Origin of the sequence: Variovorax sp. efr-133-TYG-130 (genome assembly GCF_030208835.1) — a bacterium.
Lineage (GTDB): Bacteria > Pseudomonadota > Gammaproteobacteria > Burkholderiales > Burkholderiaceae_C > Variovorax.
Map to the genome: position 1 here is coordinate 150,329 of NZ_JARVTD010000003.1, position 16,902 is coordinate 167,230.

Here is a 16,902-nt window from a genome sequence, read left to right on the forward strand (position 1 = left end):
CGGCGCAAACACCATCCACTGGAGAAAACGAACAATGCAATCCATCCTTCGCCTCGGCAGCCTCGCCGTCCTGCTCGCTGCTTCGGTCGCCCAGGCCCAGACACCGGCACCGGCCGTTCGCACCGAAAAGAACATGTCGCTCGCGCTGGCCAACCAGCTCGCGGCCGAAGCCGTGGCCGCCTGCGCCGCCAACGGCTACAACGTCGCCGCCACCGTGGTCGACCGCGCTGGCACCGTGCGTGCGGTGCAGCGAGCCGACAACGCCGGCCCTCACACGCTGGCATCGAGCGAGCGCAAGGCCTGGACTTCGGCCTCGGCCAAGAGCCCGACGCAGGCCATGATGGAAGGTTCGCAGAAGAACCCCGGCGGCGCCAACCTGGTGTACCTGCCGGGCATCCTGCTGCTGGGCGGCGGCGTGCCGGTGAAGTCGGGCAACGAAGTGATCGGCGCCGTGGGCGTGGGCGGCGCGCCTGGCGGCCACCTCGACGAGCAATGCGCCAACGCGGCCATCGAGAAGGTCAAGGGCCTGCTCTGATGATGGCGGCGCGGGGTATTTGGTCGGGCGTGCTGGCGGTCGCGCTCGGGTTGTGCGTGCCGTTGGGCGCGCTCGCCCAGGTGCCGCCGCTGGCGGCCGAGGTGCTGGCGTACGACGGGCTGCACCAGGCCGCCTGGCAGGGCGACCTGCCGAAGCTCAAGGCGCTGATCGCCTCGGGCGCGAATCCCGATGCCCGCGACACACGCGGGCGCACGCCGCTGCAGGTCGCCACGCATGCGCGGCAGCGCGAGGCGATCAAGCTGCTGGCCAAGGCGGGCGCGAACCTCGATCTGCTCGAGGACGACCGCTACGACGCAGTCACCATCGCCGCGGTGGCCGACGACAGCGCCACGCTTTCGCTGCTGCTGTCGCTCGGCGCCAAGGCCGGACAGGTCACGAGCCGCTACGACGGCACGGCGCTGATCGCCGCCGCGCACCTGGGGCATGACGAAGTCGTGCGCCGGCTGATCGCGGCCGGGGCTCCTCTGGACCATGTCAACAACCTGCACTGGACGGCGGTGATCGAATCGATCGTGCTCGGCGACGGCGGTCCGCGCCACCAGCGCACGCTGGCCGCGCTGATCGACGGGGGCGCCAACCTGGCGCTTGCCGACCGGCAGGGCAACACGCCGCTGCAGCTTGCAAAGGCGCGGGGCTACACCGCGATGGTCAAGCTGCTGGAGAGCGCACGCACGAGATAGGCGGCTCGGGGACAATCGGGCCTCGCCACGAGGAACCCGCCCCATGTACATGCCTCCGCAGTTCAATGCCAAGGACCCGGCCATCGCGCTGGACTTGATGCGCTCGCATCCGTTCGCGAGCCTGATCTCCAACGACGACGACGGCCTGCCGTTCGTCACGCACCTGCCGCTGGTAGCCGAGCCGCGAGGGGCCGGCGAACTGGTGCTGCTGGGCCATTGCGCCAAGCCCAACCCGCACTGGCGCTATCTGCAGGCACGGCCCAAGGCCGTCGCCACCTTCCTCGGGCCGCATGCGTACCTTTCGCCGTCGGTGTATCCCGACCTGGCGCGCGTGCCCACCTGGAACTACCTGAGCGTGCACTGCACGGTCGAGGCCACGCTCATCGAAGACGCGGCCGCCAAGGACGCGCTGCTCAAGAAGCTCATCGGCGACCATGAGCCGGCGTATGCGCAGCAGTGGCGCGACCTGGGCGAGGAGTTCCAGCTCAAGATGCTCGCCGGCATCGTCGGTTTCGAGCTGCGCGTGACGTCGCTTCAATGCAAGGTCAAGCTCAACCAGCATCGCCGTGAATCGCACGCCGCCATGCACGCGATGTACAGCGCCGGCACGCCGGACGAACAAGCCCTGGCCACCTGGATGGACCGCCTGGGCCTGGCTTCGGAGGCGCCCGTGGCGGAGGGACGCTGACATGCGCGGACTCGGGTTGATCGGCCTGTTGCTGGCGCTGCTGGTCGTCGGGCTGGTCGCGAAGAAGCAGATGGCCAGCAGCGTCGTTCCCGTGGTGCCTTCGGTGCCCGGTGTTGCCGCGGCCCCGGCCGGCGAGCCGGCGGGCAATGTGCGCGAGCAGTCGCAGCGCGTGCAGCAGCAGGTCAAGGACGCTCTCGAAGCGGCGAGCAAGCCGCGCCCAATGCCGGATGACAACTGAATCGACCTCGCTTCCACCGCCGACGGACGACGCGCACTGGATGGCGCTCGCCCTGGCCCAGGCACGCCTGGCAGCCGAAGCGGGCGAGGTGCCCGTCGGCGCGGTGCTGGTGCGCAACGGCCAGCTGATCGCGACGGGCCGCAACACACCGGTCGCGCAGCACGACCCGAGCGCGCATGCGGAGATCAACGCGCTGCGCGCCGGCGCCGCTGCGCTCGGCAACTACCGGCTCGATGGCTGCGAGCTGTTCGTCACGCTCGAGCCTTGCGCGATGTGCGCGGGCGCGATGCTGCATTCGCGGCTGGCGCGCGTGGTGTTCGGTGCGACCGACCCCAAGACCGGCGCGGCCGGCTCCGTGGTCGACCTGTTCGCGCAGCCGCGCCTGAACCATCGCACGCAGGTGAGCGGCGGAGTGCTTGCCGACGAATGCGCCGCCGTGCTCCAGGCTTTCTTCCAGCAGCGTCGCAGTGCGGCGCGCGAGCAGGCAGAGCCCTTGCGCGACGACGCACTGCGCACGCCGGCGGACCGCTTCGCAGCGCTGCCCGACTACGCCTTTGCGCCGCATTACGTCCAGGACCTGCCTGCCCAGCGTGGCTGGCGCATGCATTGGATCGATGAGCGCGGCGAGGGTGGCGAAGGCGAGGTCGCATGCTGCCTCTGCCTGCACGGCCCCGGCGAGTGGGGCTACTTTTTCCGGCACCTCGTCGGCCAGCCCGGGTTGCGCACCCTGGTGCCCGACCTCATCGGCTTCGGCAAGAGCGACAAGCCCAAGCGCGAGGCGGCGCACCAGCTCGAATGGCACCGCGACGTGCTGCTCGAGTGGCTGGCGCGGGTGCAGACCGTTTCGGCACCGGTGCTGGTGCACAGTGCGGCGGCGAGCGAACTTGCTGCGCTGCTGCACGCGGCGGCGCCCGGGCGCTTTGCCGCCTTGCTCGTCGCGCCCGAGGGCCATGAGCGCATCAAGGACGCCTGGCGCGCGCCTTTTCCCGACCGGGGCTACGAGGCCGCGCTGCGCGCGTTGGGCCCGGTCGCAGCTTCCTCCGGGCCGACTGTCGCGCAGGCTCGCACCTTCGTGCAGCAGGTGCGAAACGCAATGGGATACTCGAACTCGTGACCAAACACATCTACATCTATTCCCCCTCCAGCGCGATCCGCGACAAGGCGGCTTTCCGGCGCGGCGTGAAGCGCCTCAAGGCGCTGGGCCACGAAGTCGAAATCGACGAGGCGGCGCTCTCTGTGCACCAGCGTTTTGCCGGCGACGACGTCACGCGGCTCGCCGCGATCTCGCGCGCGGCGGCCAGCGGTGCCGACGTGGCGCTCATCTCGCGCGGCGGCTACGGCCTGACCCGCATCCTCGATTCGCTGCCGTACAAGGCCCTGGCAAAGGCTGTCGAGAAGGGCACCGAGTTCGTGGGCTGCAGCGACTTCACCGCGCTGCAGAACGCGTTGTTCGCAAAGACCGGCGCCACCACCTGGTCGGGCCCGGCGGTAGGCGAAGACTTCGGTGCCGAAGGCGGCCCCGACGACATCATGGAAGCCTGCTTCGACGACCTCGTGAGCGGGCAGGGCGAAGGCACCGGCTGGCGCATGCCGGCGCGCGATGTGGACTTGAAGTTCAAGCCCGTGCAAGACGCGGTGCTGTGGGGCGGCAACCTCTGCGTGCTGGCCAGCCTGCTCGGCACGCCGTACTTCCCGGTGGTGGAAAAGGGCGTGTTGTTCATCGAGGACACCAACGAGCATCCGTACCGTGTGGAACGCATGCTCGACCAGTTGAAGATGGCCGGCGTGCTGGCGCGCCAGCGTGCCGTCGTGTTCGGTCAATTCACCGGCACGCGCAAGGTGCCGGGCTACGACCGCGGCTTCGGCATGAACACGGTGATCGACCGGCTGCGCGCGTCGCTGAAGGTTCCGGTGCTCTCGGGCCTGCCGTTCGGGCATGTGCCCACGAAGGTGCTGCTGCCCGTGGGGGCCAAGGTGTCGATGGCGGCGGAAGGGCGCGATGTCTTTCTGGTCTGGGGCCATCGGCACCCGTCCGGCAATGAAGGCCATCACGGGCACGACCACCATCATCACGCCCACTGAAGCGGCCGGCCGGGGAGGCCGTCGCGCGGCTTCAGCCGTTGTCGGTGAAGCGCTGGTGCGTGCGGGGAGCCATCGAGCCGGGCAGGCCGCCCTTGAACATGCTGTTGATGGCTTTCATCTGGCGGCGTGCGGCGGTTTCGCCGTCGATGGCGCTCAGCGCGATCATCACGTCCTGGCGCAGATACCAGAGGGCTTCGACATCGACGGCGAAGCGAACGCGCTGGCTGACTCGCTGTATGGAGTGACCGCCGTGGCCCTGGAGAATCGACAGCATCGCGGTACGGATGCGCCCCAATTGGTTCTCCGCCACCTGGCGGGACCCGAGGCCGGGTACGTTCAGCAGACGAAGAATGCGGCGGAAAAGCATGGGACGAAAAGCGTATTGCCGAAAGCCAGAACGGTCGCTACCTTAAGCCTCAGTTCTCGGTTGCACAAGATCCGGAACAGTGTTTCTTGTCTTGAAACAACACGCTTTGCCTACGATTTCAAACAGCAATTAAATTTTGTTTTCTAAAGTAGTACATCTGGTTGTGATCAATTTGTGAATCCGTCGTCCTGTTACCCGCGTATACAACTCCGTCGACATCGAAGTTGTGCAGATCGTTTCCTTGACCAGGCGCGTGCCAGGGAAAACTGCTTGCGGAGGAACATGAGGGGCGCCGACCATCATTAACCAGAGATCGCAATTCGAGAACCACAACAATATGGGTGTCAATTCCACAGTCGTATTCGCGGACTTGACGGGGAGCACCAGGGTCTTCGAGGCCATGGGCAATGCAAGAGCCACCGAAACCGTGACGCGACTTACCCAATGGATCGGCAATGTCTGCCAGGCCCATGGCGGGCGGGTCGTCAAGTCGCTGGGAGACGGCGTGTTTGCCATCTTCTCCAGTGGCTCGGCCGCCACGAACGCGGTCATCGAATTGCAGCGCTATCACCAGAAGCGCCTGCTGGTCTGGCCCGCGCCGTTGCGCATGGCCCTGCAGATCGGCGTGGCCAGCGGCGATGTGGTCGAGGTCGAGGGCGATTGCTATGGCGACGCCGTCAACCTGGCGTCGCGGCTCAGCGACCTTGCCGGCCCCGGCCAGATCTGGGTGACCGATGCCGTGATCTCGCAGCTGCGCGATGGCGGCGTGCAGCACCGCGACCTCGGGCTCATCAACATTCGCGGGCGCAGCGAGATGTCGGTGGTGCACCGCATCGACTGGCAGGAGGAAGTGACGTCTTTCCTGACCGTGCCCGCAGCGCTGGCGCCCGCGCGCATGCCCGATTCATCGTTCGGCCAGATCGAACTGGCCTGGCTCGACGTGCGCTCCATGTTCAGCCTGGAGCAGTTGCCGATCCATCTCGGCCGCGTGGACGACGCGCAGTTCGTGGTGAACGACCCACGCGTGTCGCGGCTGCATGCGCGCATCGAGGTGCGGCAGGGCAGTTGCGTGCTGATCGACGTCAGCACCTACGGCACCTGGGTGCGTTTTCATGGCAACGGCGGCCCCAGCACCGAAATCGCCCTGCGGCGCGAGGAATGCCTGTTGCACGGCAGCGGGGAAATCGGCCTTGGCGCGCCGCTGAGCGACTTCAGCGCCCCGACCATTTCCTTCAACACGACTGGCGGCGACGTGATGCTGACGCGCCGGGAAATCGCGCGTCGGTGACGTTTGGCAACCATCTGTCGGCGCGCCGGGTGCACCGCGCGCGTGCAAGATGCGTTGCGTATGGACCCGGGCGCTGTCCGCCCCGGTCCTTTCTGGCTCTGGAGCCGCAATGAACACCAAAAATCATTCTTCCGTTTTCAAATGGGCCGCCTTCGGCGCCATCGCGGCCGCCGCGCTGCTCGCCGTGGGGTCCGCCAGTGCGCGCACGAGCTGGTCGGTACAGATCGGAACCCCGGGCTATGTGGAGACCTATCCGGCGGCGCCTGCCTACTACCCGCCGGCACCGGTCTATTCGTATCCGGCCCCCATCTACTACGCACCGCCGCCGCCGGTCTATTACCGTCCTCCGCCGCCCGTGTACTACCGTCCGGCCCCGGTCTACGTGCCGCCGGCGGGCCGGGTCTACTACGGCCCGGGCTATCCGTACCGTCCGCCGAACGGCGAATACTACGAAGAACGCGACTGACGGCTTTCCTTACTCCCGAACCCATGGCATGCCTTCTGGCATGCCATTTTTGTTTCTGCAGGTGACGAAAAAGTCACAAAAAGTCACATTCTTGGGTTTTGCTCCCTTGCGCCCGCACGGCCGTACCCCGGAATTCCGCAAGGCATGCCGCTTGCCTTGAGCGCTCCAACGGCACGGAAATGCCGAAGGAGCGAGGACCATGGCGGAACAGATCGAGGTGGCTCGGGTCGAGGCACCCATGCCCCAGGAGGCGGCGGCAAGAGGAACCGAAGAAGAACGGCCAGGCGGCGCCGGACGCCCCCTGAAAGCGCTGGCCGGCTTTTCCATTTCGGCGGCGCTGGCTGCGTGCGGCGGAGGAGGGGGCGGCGGTGGTGGCGGAAGCAGCCTCCCGTTCGTCGGTATCGGCGACGGGGCGCCAGGTGCCGCTCCTGACGCGGCGGCGGACACCGGCCCCTATCACTACCCCCAGGCCAAGACCGACGAAGAAGCGGCGCGCTTCCTTCTGCAGGCGCAGTTCTCGGCCTCCGACGCGGAAATTGCCGATGTGCGCGCCAAGGGCTATCTTCCCTGGCTCAGCGAGCGCTTCGGCGCGGCGCGTGCGCCAACCGCCTGGGACTGGACCAATGGCAGGCCCTACGGCAGCGTCGACATCGAACCGATGATCTGGCGCGAGCTGATGGTCTCCCCGGACCCGGTTCGCAAGCGCATGGCACTGGCGCTCAGCGAGATCTTCGTGGTCTCGGCCAACGAGATCGGCTCCAGCTGGCCCGTCCACATGATGGCCCAGTACTGGGACGTGCTGGTCGCAGGCGTCACCGGCAACTTCCGCCAGCTGCTGGAAGACGTCACGCTGAACCCCGCGATGGGCTTCTACCTGAACACGCGCGACAACCGCAAGGAAGACGCGTCCGGCCGCCAGCCCGACGAGAACTACGCGCGCGAGGTCATGCAGCTCATGACCATCGGCCTGTACCAGCTCAACGGCGACGGCACGCTCAAGACCGGCGCCGACGGCCAGCCGATCGAGACCTACGTGCAGGACGACGTGTCGAACCTCGCGCGCGTCTTCACCGGCTACGACCTCGACATCAAGCCCGCCGAGCGCAACAGCTTCACCACGCCGGGCGGCGGCGTCATCGAGGCCAATGCCTGGACCACGCGTCCGATGGCCTTCACATCCGCGAAGCACTCGATGCTGGAGGCCCGCTTCCTCGGCGCCACGGTTCCCGCCGGCACGCCCGGCCCGGCGGCGCTGAAGACCGCGCTCGACACGCTCTTCAACCACCCGAACGTCGCCCCCTTCATCGGCAGGCAGTTGATCCAGCGGCTGGTGACGAGCAACCCCAGCCCGGCCTACGTCAAGCGCGTGGCCGACACGTTCGCGAATAACGGCGCTGGCGTGCGCGGCGACATGAAGAGCGTGTTTGCCGCCGTGCTGCTGGACGACGAGGCGCGTGAACCCGCGGGCCTGGCCAACCCCAACTTCGGCCGCCTGCGCGAGCCCATGCTGCGGCTCGTGCAATGGGGCCGCACTTTCGGCATCGGCTCGTCCAAGGACAGCTGGAAGATCGACAACACCTCCGATCCGAGCCGGTCCCTGGGCCAGAGCCCGCTGCGTTCGCCCTCGGTTTTCAACTTCTTCCGGCCGGGCTACGTGCCGCCGGCAACGGCCATCGCCAGCAACAAGATGGTCGCGCCAGAGTTCCAGCTGGTCAACGAGACCAGCGTTGGCGGCTACCTCAACTTCATGCAGGACAAGCTGCTCAACGGCTTCGACGGCAAGGACGTGACGGCCAGCTACGCGGCCGAGAAGGCGCTGAGCGCCGACCCCGCCGCGCTGGTGCGCCGGCTCAACCTGCTGCTCGCAGGCAACCAGCTGTCGGCCGGCACGGTGGCGCTCATCACCGATGCGCTCTCCAAGGCACCGCTCGTGAACCCCGGCACCGACGCCGCGCGGCTCAACCTCATCTGCGCCGGCGTACTGCTGGTGATGGGCTCGCCCGAATACCTCGTCCAGAAATGAAGCACACGGGAGCGATCCGCACATGTACCTGATCAATCCAGCCGAGCACACGCGCCGCGCCTTCCTGCGCCGCGCGGGCCACCTCGCGATGGCCGGCACCGCGATGCCGTTCGCGATCAATCTCGCGGCGATGGGCGAGGCCGCCGCCCAGGGCGCGCCCGGCGATGACTACAAGGCACTGGTCTGCATCTTCCTGTTCGGCGGCAACGATTACGCCAACACCCTCGTCGCCTATGACGACGCCAGCTATGCCAGGTACAGCAGCATTCGTGGCGCCATCGCACTGCCTTCGGACGCTGCGCTCGCGCTCACCGAGCTCAAGCCGACGACCTCGCTTGCCGGTGGCCGCAAGTACGCGCTGAACCCGAAGATGAGCGGCCTGGCCACGCTGTTCGACCAGGGCCGGATGGCGGTGCAGCTCAACGTCGGACCGCTCATCAAGCCGCTCACGCGCGCGCAGTTCAACAGCGGCAACCGCAAGGACTTCCCGATCCCGCCCAAGCTGTTCTCGCACAACGACCAGCAGTCGGTGTGGCAGTCGTCGTCCCCCGAAGGCTCCACCATCGGATGGGGCGGCAACATCGGCGACCTCGCGCTTTCGCAGAACGCGACGGGGTCGCTGTTCACCTGCATCTCGGTGTCGGGCAACACCGTGTTCCTGTCGGGCGACGAGGCGCAGCAATACCAGGTCGGCACGGGCGGTGCGGTGCGCATCGCCAGCGTGAGCAGTGCCAGCGGCAGCGTCTACGGGTCCACGGCGGTCAAGGCGGCCATGCAGCAGATCGCGCAGCAGGCGCGCGGCCATACGCTGGAGAACGAATACAACAAGGTCACGAAACGCGCCACCGACGCCGAAGGCAAGATCACCGGCGCCATCCAGATGAACGACCTGGCCGGCTTTCCGAATACCAACCTGGCGGACCAGCTCAAGATGGTCGCGCGCCTGATACGCGGGCGCACGGCCCTGGGCGTGAAGCGCCAGGTGTTCTTCGTGTCGATGGGCGGCTTCGACCTGCACGACGACATCGACACCAAGCAGGGCCCGCTGATGGAGCGGCTTTCCGGCGCCATGGCCGCGTTCCAGGCGCAGATGGATGCATGGAGCCTGTCGGAGAACGTGACGGCCTTCACCGCCTCGGACTTCGGCCGCACGCTGTCGAGCAACGGCAACGGTTCCGACCACGGCTGGGGCAGCCACCATTTCGTGATGGGCGGCGCCGTGAAAGGCAAGGCCCTGTACGGCACGCCGCCGCCGGTGAGCGTGGGCAACAGCTCCGCCGACGAAGACCAGTGGCACGTCGGCCAGGGCCGTTTGCTGCCGACCACCTCGGTGGACCAGTACGCCGCCACGCTGGCGCGCTGGTTCGGCGTGCCGGATGCGGACCTGAACGCCATCCTGCCCAACCTCAGGAACTTCGGCCTGACGGCGCCGAGCGGCATCGCCTATCCGCGCGACATCGGGTTCATGAAATGACCGGACTCATCGGAATGGAAGGCGGGGCCACCATCAGCTTCGCGCCGGAGCTGCCCAGCCCGCCGCAACCGCCGCGCGTGCGCACCATCGATTCGACGTCGATGCCTCTGTACCCCTTCACCAGCGTCGATGCCGCCATTGCGGCGGTGGAAGCGCTCGACGGCGAACTCGAGAAGTTCGAACTCGCGGTGGCCGACAGCCTGCAGGACTACCTCGGCGTGCAGATGGCGCAGATCACCGACAGCGCGCTGGCCCGCGGCTGGGAGCCGGTCAGCTTCTTGCAGAAGGAGGGCTTCCGCCTGTATCGCTACGAGGCCATGCGCAGCTACACGAGGCGCGGCAAGCGGCGCTGAACGGTGCTCAGCCGGGCGGCTGTGCCAGGATCCGGTCCAGCTTGTCGATGTCGATAGGCTTTTGCAGGTGGTGGTCGAACAGGCCCTTGGCCGACTGGCCGCCGCTGTCGTTGGCCGAGAAACCCGAGATCGCCACCAGCAGCTTCGGCGCGCCGGCGGCCGCATTGGCACGCAACTGGCGCGCCACCTCGGTGCCGGGGAAGTCGGGCAGCGTGAGGTCGATCAGCGCGGCATCGAAGCTCTCGGCGGCGGCCGCGTCGAGCGCCTGTCGGGCTGTGTAGGTGCAGCGCGCCGTGTGGTCCTGCAATGTCAGCAGTTCCTGCAACAGGTCGGCCGCGGCTTCGTTGTCGTCGACGATCAGCACATTCACAGCTTTGTTTCTTTCCGGGTTTTCAAGGTCATCAGTATCGCGGGCGCCCGCGCGCGTGGGGGTAGGAGCATGCCTACGTCGCTTGCGGGGCGGCGCTGGCGGCCTCGGGGATCTGCAGCGGCAGTTCGACCACGAAGGTCGAGCCTTCGCCGGGCGCGCTCTCCACGCCGATGCGCCCGGCATGCAGGCACACGATCTTGCGCGTGATGTACAGCCCCAGGCCCAGCCCCGCCGCATGCCGGCGGCTGTCGTCGGTGCGTTCGAACTGCTCGAAGATGCGGGCGTGGTCCTCCGGCGCGATGCCGATGCCCTGGTCGCGCACCGCCACGCGGGCGCTGTCGCCTTCGAGACTCACGGTCATCTCCACCGGCTTGCCGCCGCCGTAGCGCAGCGCGTTGGTCAGCAGGTTGGTCAGCACCTGTTCGATGCGGAATTCGTCCCACACGCCGCGCAGTTCGGGCGGTGCGTGCAGCGTGATGACCGAGCCGGCGGCCTCGGCCTGCTGGCGCAGGTTCTCGACCACCGCGCGGGAGAGCGCGCTCAGGTCCACCGGCTTGGTCTGGATGGAAAGGGCGTCGCGCCGCATGCGCGTCACGTCGAGCATGTCGTCGATCAGCCGCACCATGTTGCGGATCTGCCGCTGGTCGCGCTCGATCATCGCCGGCAGCCTGTCGGGCGCGAAGTTGGCGAGGTTGCCCTTCGACAGATGCAGCTGGCGCAGCTGGGCCTCGAGGTAGAGCGTGTTCAGCGGCGTGCGCAGCTCGTGCGACACCATCGACATGAAGTCGTCGCGCATGCGCACCGCGCGCTCCAGCTCGCGCTGGGTGTGCTGCAACTGCTGCACCAGCTCTTCCTGCTTGTGGTGGGCGGCCGCGAGCTGGTCCATCTCGTGGCGCAGCGCCTTGCGGTGGCGGTGCAGGTCGACGAACACGTTGACCTTGCTGACCACCGCGTGCGGGTCCAGCGGCTTGTGCAGGAAGTCGACCGCGCCGCTTTCGTAGCCCTGGAAGGCGTAGTTCAGCTCGCGCCCCGCGGCGCTCACGAAGATGATGGGAATGTGCCGCGTGCGCTCGGTCCCGCGCATCAGCTCGGCCAGCTCGAAGCCGTTCATGCCGGGCATCTGCACGTCGACGATGGCCAGAGCGAATTCGTGTTCCAGCAGCAGCGCCAGCGCCGCTTCGGCCGAGGCCGCGCGGTACACCACGCGCCCCGGCGCACGGATTAGCGCCTCCAGCGCCAGCAGGTTCTCCGGCAGGTCATCGACGATCAGCAGCTTGCTCTCGATGTCAATGTTCATGGGCCGACTCCAGTTGCAGAAGCAGGGCTCGCAATTCGCGCAATGGGAGCACGTAGTCGGGGGCGTGGCGCGCGATGGCGGCTTGGGGCATGGTCGGGATCTGAGCTTCTGTCGGGTCCTGTACGGCGGTCAGCCCGCCGGCCAGATGGATGCGGTGCAGCCCCTCGGCACCGTCGTAGTTGGCGCCGGTCAGCAGGAAGCCGGCGAGGGCGGGGCCGTAGGCATCGGCCGCGGATGTCATGAGCACGTCGATGGACGGCCGCGAGAACAGCACGGGCGGCTCGCAGCTCAGCGAAAAGGAGCGCTCGCGCTCGATCGACAGGTGATAGCCCGGCGGCGCGAAGTACAGGCTGCCCGCCGCGAGCGGCATCTTGTCGGCCGCCTCGCGCACCGGCATGGGCAGCCGCTGCGCGAAGATCTCCGCCAGATGGCTTTCGTGTTCCTCGGGCAGGTGCAGCACCACCGTCATCGGGAGGTGCCAGCTGGCGGGCAGGCCCTGCAGCAGGGTGTTGAGCGCGTCGATGCCGCCCGCGGAGGCGCCCAGCACCACGGCCTCCACGCGCTTGTTGGTCGAGCGAAGCCGCCTTTTCATGAGGCCTTGCGGTAGATGCGCTCGGCGCGCGCGTGTGTTTCGAAACGCTCCGAATAGCCCGAGAAGTCGATGCTTTCCTTCGAGCCCAGTCCCAGGAAGCCGCGGTGCGACAGCGACTCGTGGAACAGCCCCAGCGCCCGGTCCTGCAACTCACGGTTGAAATAGATGAGCACGTTGCGGCACGACACCAGCTGCGTTTCCGCGAACACGCTGTCGGTCGCCAGGCTGTGGTCGGCGAAGATCACGTCGGCGCACAGCGAGGGGTCGAAGCGCGCGGCCTCGTAGGCGGCGGTGTAGTAGTCGGAGAACGCGCTGCGCCCGCCCGCGCGCTGGTAGTTGGTGGTGTAGCCGCGGATCGCCTCCAGCGGAAAAATGCCCTGGCGCGCCTTCTCCAGCGAGGCCGGGTTGATGTCGGTGGCGTAGATCTGCGTGCGCTCGAGCAGGCCTTCCTCGCGCAGCAGGATGGCGAGCGAGAACACTTCCTCGCCGGTGCTGCAGCCCGCCACCCAGACCTTGACCGAGGGGTAGGTGTGCAGGATCGGCACCACGTGCTGGCGCAGCGCCAGGAAGTACGCCGGGTCGCGGAACATCTCGCTCACAGGGATGGTCAGGAACTGCAGCAGCCGGCCGAACAGCACCGGGTCGCGCAGCACGCGGTCCTGCAGCGCCGAGATGCTCGGCAGCCCGAGCTGCTCCAGCGCATGCAGCACGCGGCGCTTCTGCGAGGCCATGGTGTAGTTGCGGAAGTCGTAGCTGTACTTGAGGTAGATGGCCTCCATCAGCAGGCGCAGCTCGATCTCGGTGTCGCTCAGGGGCGGCAGCGGCGGCGCGACCGCCGTGAGCGGCGTCGCGGGAGAACCGGGGCGTGAAGTGGTCACAGGCGCTCCATTTTCGGCATCCATACCCGCAGCAGCGAGAACAACCGTTCCAGGTCCACGGGCTTGGCGAGGTAGTCGTTGGCGCCCGCGGCCAGGCACTGCTCGCGGTCGTCCTTCATGGCCTTGGCGGTGATGGCGATGACCGGCATCTTCTCGAAGCGCGGGTCGGCGCGCATGCGGCGCGTGGCTTCCAGGCCGTCCATCTCCGGCATCATCACGTCCATCAGCACCAGGTCGATCTCGCTCACCTGGTCGAGTTTTTCCAGCGCCTCGCGGCCGTTGCGGCCGATTTCCACGGCCGCGCCGCGCTGCTCGAGCGCGCTCGTCAGCGCGAAGATGTTGCGCACGTCGTCGTCCACCAGCAGGATGGTGCGGCCCTCGAAGATGCGGTCGCGTCCGCGCGCCGTCTTGAGCATGCCCTGGCGCTCGCTCGACAGTTCGGCTTCGACCTTGTGCAGGAACAGCGTCACCTCGTCGAGCAGGCGCTCGGGAGAGCGCGCGCCCTTGATGATGATCGAGCGCGAGTAGCGCTGCAGCTCGGTTTCCTCGTCGCGCGTGAGGTTGCGCCCGGTGTACACGATGACCGGCGGGAACGACACGATCTCCTCCGCCGCCATGGCCTTGAGCAGCTCGCTGCCCTGCATGTCGGGCAGCCGCAGGTCGGTGATCATGCAGTCGAAGACGCGGGTGCGCAGCAGTTCCAGCGCTTCTTCACCCGAGCCCACGGCCACGATCTCGATGTCGTCGTCCTCGATCAGGCGCATCACGCTCTCGCGCTGCAGCTCGTCGTCTTCCACCAGCAGCACCACCTTGACCTTCTGGGTGAGCTTGTCTTCCAGCCGTCCGAAGACGCGCATCAGCTCGTCGCGCGTGGTCGGCTTCAGCGCGTAGCCGATGGCGCCCATCTGCAGCGCCGCGCCCTGCGCGTTGTCGGCGGCCGAGACCACGTGGATCGGGATGTGGCGGGTGTGCGGCGAGTCCTTCAGGCGTTGCAGCAGGTCCAGGCCGGTGCTGTCGGGCAGGCGCATGTCCAGCAGGATGGCGTCGGGCACGAATTGCGTGGCCAGCTCGAAGCCGTCGGCCGCGCCGTGCGCCACCAGGCAGCGGTAGCCGAGTTCGTGCGCCAGGTCGTAGAGGATGTGCGCGAACTGCGGCTCGTCCTCGATCACCAGCACGCGGCGCACCTGGTCGCGCGGCAGCGAGCGGTCGTCCGCGAACTGCGGCGCGGGTACCGGGGAGGGCGGATGGGGCGGGAGCGGCACGGCAGGCGCGGCCGGTGCCAGGCCGACAGGGGCGTGCGCCGGCTTGGGCGTGTAGACGGCCGAAGGAGCTGCCGATGCATTGCCCTGTGCACTACCCGGTGCCTGGGGCGCCCTGGCCGGAAGCTGCAGCACGAAGGTGCTGCCCTGGCCCGGCTGGCTCTGCACTGCCAGCGTGCCGCCCAGCAGATGGGTGAGGTCGCGCGAGATCGACAGGCCCAGCCCCGTGCCGCCGTAGCGCCGGCTGGTGGTGCCGTCGGCCTGGCGGAAGGCCTCGAAGATCAGCTCGTGCTGCTGCGGGTCGATGCCGATGCCCGAGTCGGTAACCGCAAAGCTGGCGCCACCGTCCGCTGCGGCAGACACCACCAGCGCCACCTCGCCACGGTCGGTGAATTTGAGCGCGTTCGACAGCAGGTTCTTCAAGATCTGCTCCACGCGCTGGCGGTCGGTCACCAGCGAGGCTGGCGCGTCGGGCTTGATCTCGAGGCGGAAGCTCAGGTTCTTCTGCTTCGCCAGCGGGCGGAAGGTGGTTTCCAGGCTCTCGGCAAGCCGGCGCAGGGACACGTCTTCCGGCACCACTTCGAGCTTGCCGGCCTCCACCTTCGAGATGTCGAGGATGTCGTTGATCAGCACCAGCAGGTCGTTGCCCGACGAATAGATCGACTCCGCGAACTTCACCTGCTCCTGCGTCAGGTTGCCCTGCGGGTTGTCGCCCAGCAGCTTGGCCAGGATGAGCGCGCTGTTCAGCGGCGTGCGCAGCTCGTGCGACATGTTCGCCAGGAATTCCGACTTGTAGCGGCTCGCGCGCTGCAGTTCGTCGGCGCGGTCCTCCAGGTCGCGCTGCACGCGGCGCAGCGCGGTGTTGCGCTGGTCCAGCGCCTCGGTGCGCTCCGACAGCTGGCTGTTGGTCTGTTCCAGCTCGGCCTGCTGGTTCTCCAGCATGGCCTGGGAGGCACGCAGCGCACGCGACTGCTCCTCGAGTTCTTCGTTGGCGGTGCGCAGCTCTTCCTGCTGCACCTGCAGTTCCTCGTTGAGCTGCTGGGTCTCTGCCAGCACGTCCTGCAGCTGCTCGCGGTATCGCGCCGCCGCCAGCGAGGTGCCGATGTCGTCGGCCACCACGTCCAGCAGCTGGCTGCCGCGCTCGTCCAGCGGGGCCGGCAGGCCCAGTTCGACCACGCCGTTGACCATGCCGTCGCTGCCCACCGGCAGCAGCAGTACGGCCTTGGGCGTCATCTCGCCCAGGCCCGAATTGACCTTCAGGTAGTCGGCATCCACGGGCTCGATCACCATGCGGCGGCGCTCCGCCGCGGCCTGGCCCACCAGGCTCTCGGTCGGCGAGAAAACCTGCGGCGTGGCCTCGGCCGCGCTGGAGAAGCCGTAGCTCGCGGCCCGACGCAGCGGCCCATGCCGCTCGCGCACATACATGGCGCCGACCGACGTGCCCAGGTGGCGAGAGAAGAAAGCCAGGACCTTGCGGCCCATGTCCGGCGCGCTGAGCTCGCCCACCAGTTCGCCCACCAGTTCGGTCTGCGCGCCGCGCAGCCAGGCCTCATGCGACAGGCGTTCGGCGTGCGCCGACTGCTCCTTCAGCACCACGTCGTAGCTGTCGGAAAGCCGCACCAGCTGCCGTCGGCCGAAGTAGGCCACCAGCCCGGTCAGCGTCAGCGTGAACAGCAGGAACAGGCAGATCACCCACCACGCGGTGCGGTTGGCGTCGTTGTTGCGCTGGAAGCGCAGCGCCTGTTCGGTGTCGATGAAGGCGGTGAACTCGGCGCGCATGTCGTCGGTCAGCCGCTTTCCGCGGCCCAGCCGCACCTGGGCCTGGGCGTCCTCTCCGGCGCGGCGCGCGGCGATCAGGCTGCGTGCGAATTCGGTCCAGGTGGCCTGGATGGACGCGATGCGGTCGATGCGCTCGACCTGCTGGCGGTTGTCCGACACCAATTCGCGCAATGCGGCCGTGTCGGACTTCATGCGGGGCAGGGCACTCTGGTAGGGCTCGAGGAACGTCTCGTCACCGGTGATCAGGAAGCCGCGCATGCCGGTCTCCATGTCGATGCTCTGGCGCTGCAGCTCGCTGGCGGCACGGGTCACGCGGTCGGTGTGCTCGACCCAGCCGATGGTGTTGAGCAGGAACAGGATCAGCGCGACGAACACCACGGCGCCGAAGATGCCGCCGATCAGGGGAAGCTTGAGATTGCGGCTCAGCAGACGGTCGAAGTCTTCGGGGTCTATCGCGGAGGGAGTGTTCATCGGTCGCATTTGTAAGCAAAACTTGTCAAGTTTTGCCGAAA

The 16,902-nt window shown here is 67.7% G+C and carries 17 protein-coding genes; 11 read left to right on the forward strand and 6 right to left on the reverse strand.

From position 1 onward, the window contains the following. Positions 1-34: 34 nt before the first annotated feature. From QRN67_RS02830 to QRN67_RS02855, 6 genes are read left to right on the forward strand one after another with little or no spacing between them, the layout of a single operon-like run. Positions 35-535, forward strand: a complete 501-nt coding sequence (locus tag QRN67_RS02830) for a GlcG/HbpS family heme-binding protein (protein ID WP_285410331.1) — start codon at positions 35-37, stop codon at positions 533-535. A gap of 2 nt (positions 536-537) precedes the next feature. Continuing rightward, on the forward strand, positions 538-1,236 hold the full coding sequence (locus QRN67_RS02835) for an ankyrin repeat domain-containing protein (protein ID WP_285411139.1): 699 nt from the start codon (positions 538-540) through the stop codon (positions 1,234-1,236). Positions 1,237-1,279: 43 nt separating this feature from the next. Next, positions 1,280-1,924: an FMN-binding negative transcriptional regulator gene (locus QRN67_RS02840; RefSeq protein ID WP_285410332.1), complete on the forward strand. Its 645-nt coding sequence runs from the start codon at positions 1,280-1,282 to the stop codon at positions 1,922-1,924. Between the two features lies 1 nt (position 1,925). After that, complete coding sequence (locus tag QRN67_RS02845; RefSeq protein WP_081270585.1) at positions 1,926-2,162, forward strand: hypothetical protein; 237 nt, start codon at positions 1,926-1,928, stop codon at positions 2,160-2,162. After that, positions 2,152-3,276 (forward strand): tRNA adenosine(34) deaminase TadA, encoded by a 1,125-nt coding sequence (gene tadA, locus QRN67_RS02850; RefSeq protein ID WP_285410334.1) that lies wholly within the window; start codon positions 2,152-2,154, stop codon positions 3,274-3,276. The genes QRN67_RS02845 and tadA overlap by 11 nt, the downstream gene beginning before the upstream one ends. Continuing rightward, positions 3,273-4,244 carry an LD-carboxypeptidase gene (locus QRN67_RS02855; protein WP_081270587.1) on the forward strand — a complete coding sequence of 324 codons (972 nt, stop codon included), beginning with the start codon at positions 3,273-3,275 and terminating at the stop codon, positions 4,242-4,244. Before tadA ends, QRN67_RS02855 begins: the two co-directional genes overlap by 4 nt. A 31-nt stretch (positions 4,245-4,275) precedes the next feature. Here QRN67_RS02855 and QRN67_RS02860 read toward each other — a convergent pair whose 3' ends face one another. Then, on the reverse strand, positions 4,276-4,611 hold the full coding sequence (locus tag QRN67_RS02860; RefSeq protein WP_285410336.1) for a hypothetical protein: 336 nt from the start codon (positions 4,609-4,611) through the stop codon (positions 4,276-4,278). Positions 4,612-4,948: 337 nt separating this feature from the next. Between QRN67_RS02860 and QRN67_RS02865 the strand changes: the two genes are divergently transcribed. From QRN67_RS02865 to QRN67_RS02885, 5 genes are all read left to right on the forward strand, one after another. Next, complete coding sequence (locus tag QRN67_RS02865) at positions 4,949-5,899, forward strand: adenylate/guanylate cyclase domain-containing protein (RefSeq protein WP_081270589.1); 951 nt, start codon at positions 4,949-4,951, stop codon at positions 5,897-5,899. Between the two features lie 109 nt (positions 5,900-6,008). Beyond that, positions 6,009-6,365 carry a hypothetical protein gene (locus QRN67_RS02870; RefSeq protein WP_081270590.1) on the forward strand — a complete coding sequence of 119 codons (357 nt, stop codon included), beginning with the start codon at positions 6,009-6,011 and terminating at the stop codon, positions 6,363-6,365. Between the two features lie 199 nt (positions 6,366-6,564). Further along, positions 6,565-8,388, forward strand: coding sequence for a DUF1800 domain-containing protein (locus tag QRN67_RS02875; protein WP_285410338.1), 1,824 nt, complete (start codon positions 6,565-6,567; stop codon positions 8,386-8,388). Between the two features lie 22 nt (positions 8,389-8,410). Beyond that, on the forward strand, positions 8,411-9,862 hold the full coding sequence (locus tag QRN67_RS02880) for a DUF1501 domain-containing protein (RefSeq protein ID WP_285410339.1): 1,452 nt from the start codon (positions 8,411-8,413) through the stop codon (positions 9,860-9,862). Next, the gene (locus QRN67_RS02885; protein WP_285410341.1) at positions 9,859-10,215 is read left to right on the forward strand and encodes a hypothetical protein; all 357 of its coding nucleotides are present in this window, start codon (positions 9,859-9,861) and stop codon (positions 10,213-10,215) included. Before QRN67_RS02880 ends, QRN67_RS02885 begins: the two co-directional genes overlap by 4 nt. A gap of 7 nt (positions 10,216-10,222) precedes the next feature. On the opposite strand, the gene QRN67_RS02890 is transcribed toward QRN67_RS02885, so the two are convergent. The 5 genes from QRN67_RS02890 to QRN67_RS02910 form a co-directional block, all read right to left on the reverse strand. Continuing rightward, complete coding sequence (locus tag QRN67_RS02890) at positions 10,223-10,585, reverse strand: response regulator (protein WP_081270594.1); 363 nt, start codon at positions 10,583-10,585, stop codon at positions 10,223-10,225. 73 nt (positions 10,586-10,658) lie between these two features. Then, the gene (locus QRN67_RS02895) at positions 10,659-11,882 is read right to left on the reverse strand and encodes a hybrid sensor histidine kinase/response regulator (protein WP_285410342.1); all 1,224 of its coding nucleotides are present in this window, start codon (positions 11,880-11,882) and stop codon (positions 10,659-10,661) included. Continuing rightward, positions 11,872-12,474 (reverse strand): chemotaxis protein CheB, encoded by a 603-nt coding sequence (locus tag QRN67_RS02900; protein WP_285410344.1) that lies wholly within the window; start codon positions 12,472-12,474, stop codon positions 11,872-11,874. Before QRN67_RS02900 ends, QRN67_RS02895 begins: the two co-directional genes overlap by 11 nt. After that, entirely contained in the window at positions 12,471-13,352 is an 882-nt protein-coding gene (locus tag QRN67_RS02905) for a CheR family methyltransferase (RefSeq protein WP_409195452.1), read from the reverse strand. Before QRN67_RS02905 ends, QRN67_RS02900 begins: the two co-directional genes overlap by 4 nt. Then, positions 13,349-16,861, reverse strand: a complete 3,513-nt coding sequence (locus tag QRN67_RS02910; RefSeq protein WP_285410346.1) for a response regulator — start codon at positions 16,859-16,861, stop codon at positions 13,349-13,351. The genes QRN67_RS02905 and QRN67_RS02910 overlap by 4 nt, the downstream gene beginning before the upstream one ends. Positions 16,862-16,902 lie beyond the last annotated feature (41 nt).